This is a genomic window from Microbacterium sp. A84, from assembly GCF_051842815.1.
GTDB lineage: Bacteria > Actinomycetota > Actinomycetes > Actinomycetales > Microbacteriaceae > Microbacterium.
Genome location: NZ_JBPXMS010000009.1, coordinates 1 through 4,503 on the forward strand (window position 1 = coordinate 1; position 4,503 = coordinate 4,503).

Here is a 4,503-nt window from a genome sequence, read left to right on the forward strand (position 1 = left end):
GCTTCAAAGTCTCCCACCTATCCTACACAAGCCACACCGAACACCAATACAAAGCTATAGTAAAGGTCACGGGGTCTTTCCGTCCTGCTGCGCGTAACGAGCATCTTTACTCGTAATGCAATTTCGCCGAGTTCGCGGTTGAGACAGTTGGGAAGTCGTTACGCCATTCGTGCAGGTCGGAACTTACCCGACAAGGAATTTCGCTACCTTAGGATGGTTATAGTTACCACCGCCGTTTACTGGGGCTTAAATTCTCAGCTTCGCCTTGCGGCTAACCGGTCCTCTTAACCTTCCAGCACCGGGCAGGCGTCAGTCCGTATACATCGTCTTGCGACTTGGCACGGACCTGTGTTTTTAGTAAACAGTCGCTACCCACTAGTCTCTGCGGCCTCCAAACGCTTTTGGGAGTAAATCCCTATACGCCGAAGGCCCCCCTTCTCCCGAAGTTACGGGGGCATTTTGCCGAGTTCCTTAACCACGATTCTCTCGATCTCCTTGGTATTCTCTACCTGACCACCTGAGTCGGTTTGGGGTACGGGCGGCTAGAACCTCGCGTCGATGCTTTTCTTGGCAGCATAGGATCATCCACTTTTTATCCGCATCGTGTCTCAGCCTATGTGAACGGCGGATTTGCCTACCGTTCGGCCTACGCACTTGCACCAGGACAACCATCGCCCGGCTGGACTACCTTCCTGCGTCACACCTGTTAATACGCTAACCGCACCAGCATGGGGTCGTACGCTAGGCCCAATCCGTCACCCCGAAGGGATCAGTCACTGGGATTCAGATACTTAGCACCACTGGATTAGCTTGGGCGGTTCTTCGCCGGTACGGGAATATCAACCCGTTGTCCATCGACTACGCCTGTCGGCCTCGCCTTAGGTCCCGACTTACCCAGGGAAGATTAGCTTGACCCTGGAACCCTTGGTCTTTCGGAGGACGTGTTTCTCACACGTCTTTCGCTACTCATGCCTGCATTCTCACTCGTGTAGCCTCCACGGCTGGTTCACACCGCCGCTTCGCTGGCCACACGACGCTCTCCTACCCATCAACACGGCTGGACCACGAAGGCCTACCAATAATGTCAATGCCACAACTTCGGTGGCGTGCTTGAGCCCCGTTACATTGTCGGCGCGGAATCACTTGACCAGTGAGCTATTACGCACTCTTTCAAGGATGGCTGCTTCTAAGCCAACCTCCTGGTTGTCTAAGCAACTCCACATCCTTTTCCACTTAGCACGCGCTTTGGGACCTTAGTTGGTGGTCTGGGTTGTTTCCCTCTCGACTATGAAGCTTATCCCCCACAGTCTCACTGCTGCGCTCTCACTTACCGGCATTCGGAGTTTGGCTGACGTCAGTAACCTTTTAGGGCCCATCGGCCATCCAGTAGCTCTACCTCCGGCAAGAAACACGCAACGCTGCACCTAAATGCATTTCGGAGAGAACCAGCTATCACGAAGTTTGATTGGCCTTTCACCCCTATCCACAGCTCATCCCCTCAGTTTTCAACCTAAGTGGGTTCGGTCCTCCACGCGCTCTTACACGCGCTTCAACCTGGCCATGGATAGATCACTTCGCTTCGGGTCTAGGACATGCGACTGAATCGCCCTATTCAGACTCGCTTTCGCTACGGCTACCCCTCACGGGTTAACCTCGCCACATATCACTAACTCGCAGGCTCATTCTTCAAAAGGCACGCTGTCACCCCTACTAAGGAGGCTCCAACGGTTTGTAAGCAAACGGTTTCAGGTACTATTTCACTCCCCTCCCGGGGTACTTTTCACCTTTCCCTCACGGTACTTGTCCGCTATCGGTCATCTGGGAGTATTTAGGCTTATCAGGTGGTCCTGACAGATTCACACGGGATTTCTCGGGCCCCGTGCTACTTGGGATACTTCTCGCGCCAAGGTTGGCATTTCGACTACGGGGTTGTCACCCTCTATGACCGGCCTTTCAAGACCGTTCGTCTATACCATCTTGTAACGCTGCCAACTCGGCAGAGTTGACTGAAAAGTCCCACAACCCCGAACATGCAACTCCTGCCGGATATCACACATGCTCGGTTTAGCCTGTTCCGGTTTCGCTCGCCACTACTAACGGAATCGCGGTTGCTTTCTCTTCCTGTGGGTACTGAGATGTTTCACTTCCCCACGTTCCCTCTACCCGCCCTATATATTCAGGCGGGAGTCACTAGGTCGGCACGCCGCCCAGCGGGGTTTCCCCATTCGGACACCCTCGGATCAAAACTTGCTTATCAGTTCCCCGAGGCTTATCGCAGATTGCTACGTCCTTCTTCGGCTCCAGATGCCAAGGCATTCACCGTTTGCTCTTAAAGACTTGATAAATCACATGAGTTTGAATCAAAACTCGACCCACACCCAAAAGGTGTGTGTCTGAAATTGACTAATGATCTTTAAGATCATCTTGTGCAACCGATCCGAAGATCAGCTGCAAGATGCTCGCGTCCACTGTGTAGTTCTCAAAGTACGGGCGGTACCCCTCCTCGCANCGAAAGTGATGTACTAAGAGAAGGAATCTTCCTTCACACCATGTCAAATGTTCCACCCATGAGCTCCCAGCGAAGAACGTATGTCTTCGATCTGGGTTCTGGACGTCACGCCGTTCAATGAACAACGAACGTCAGATGCTCCTTAGAAAGGAGGTGATCCAGCCGCACCTTCCGGTACGGCTACCTTGTTACGACTTAGTCCTAATTACCAATCCCACCTTCGACAGCTCCCTCCCACAAGGGGTTAGGCCACCGGCTTCAGGTGTTACCGACTTTCATGACTTGACGGGCGGTGTGTACAAGACCCGGGAACGTATTCACCGCAGCGTTGCTGATCTGCGATTACTAGCGACTCCGACTTCACGTAGTCGAGTTGCAGACTACGATCCGAACTGGGACCGGCTTTTTGGGATTCGCTCCACCTCACGGTATTGCAGCCCATTGTACCGGCCATTGTAGCATGCGTGAAGCCCAAGACATAAGGGGCATGATGATTTGACGTCATCCCCACCTTCCTCCGAGTTGACCCCGGCAGTATCCCATGAGTTCCCACCATTACGTGCTGGCAACATAGAACGAGGGTTGCGCTCGTTGCGGGACTTAACCCAACATCTCACGACACGAGCTGACGACAACCATGCACCACCTGTTTACGAGTGTCCAAAGAGTTGACCATTTCTGGCCCGTTCTCGTATATGTCAAGCCTTGGTAAGGTTCTTCGCGTTGCATCGAATTAATCCGCATGCTCCGCCGCTTGTGCGGGTCCCCGTCAATTCCTTTGAGTTTTAGCCTTGCGGCCGTACTCCCCAGGCGGGGAACTTAATGCGTTAGCTGCGTCACGGAATCCGTGGAATGGACCCCACAACTAGTTCCCAACGTTTACGGGGTGGACTACCAGGGTATCTAAGCCTGTTTGCTCCCCACCCTTTCGCTCCTCAGCGTCAGTTACGGCCCAGAGATCTGCCTTCGCCATTGGTGTTCCTCCTGATATCTGCGCATTCCACCGCTACACCAGGAATTCCAATCTCCCCTACCGCACTCTAGTCTGCCCGTACCCACTGCAGGCTGGAGGTTGAGCCTCCAGATTTCACAGCAGACGTGACAAACCGCCTACGAGCTCTTTACGCCCAATAATTCCGGATAACGCTTGCACCCTACGTATTACCGCGGCTGCTGGCACGTAGTTAGCCGGTGCTTTTTCTGCAGGTACCGTCACTTTCGCTTCTTCCCTGCTAAAAGAGGTTTACAACCCGAAGGCCGTCATCCCTCACGCGGCGTTGCTGCATCAGGCTTTCGCCCATTGTGCAATATTCCCCACTGCTGCCTCCCGTAGGAGTCTGGGCCGTGTCTCAGTCCCAGTGTGGCCGGTCACCCTCTCAGGCCGGCTACCCGTCGACGCCTTGGTGAGCCATTACCTCACCAACAAGCTGATAGGCCGCGAGCCCATCCCCAACCGAAAAATCTTTCCAAACGTTGACCATGCGATCACGTCTCGTATCCAGTATTAGACGCCGTTTCCAGCGCTTATCCCAGAGTCAGGGGCAGGTTGCTCACGTGTTACTCACCCGTTCGCCACTGATCCCCAAGTGCAAGCACCTGGTTCACCGTTCGACTTGCATGTGTTAAGCACGCCGCCAGCGTTCATCCTGAGCCAGGATCAAACTCTCCGTAAAAGAAAAATACTGAACACACCGGAAAAAGGTGTGAGCAGCGAGTTTGAACTGACCAAAGAAATGAATCAAACTGACTTCATTTAAAATGCCAACCCCCGGAAGGGCTGGTCTTTGATCCAAAGGAATTCTCACCAGTCCGAAGACCGACGAGGATAATTTGGCATTTGACAAGTGCACGCTGTTGAGTTCTCAAGGATCGGATGCTCCCACGACCCAGTCATCACAACCAGGCCCGCAGGGCAACTTCTCTATCTTACCTGAGCCATTCAGCATGTCAAACCGACACGCCGTCAGACCCAAATTCGAGTAATTGTTCGAAGC

Annotated in this window: 2 rRNA genes; both read right to left on the minus strand. The window is 53.4% G+C overall.

The features are described 5' to 3' along the window. Positions 1–2,343: ribosomal RNA gene (locus ACSU04_RS18350) — 23S ribosomal RNA — on the minus strand; the annotation flags it as partial. Positions 2,344–2,655: 312 nt separating this feature from the next. Continuing rightward, positions 2,656–4,182, minus strand: a 16S ribosomal RNA gene (locus tag ACSU04_RS18355). Positions 4,183–4,503: the final 321 nt, after the last annotated feature.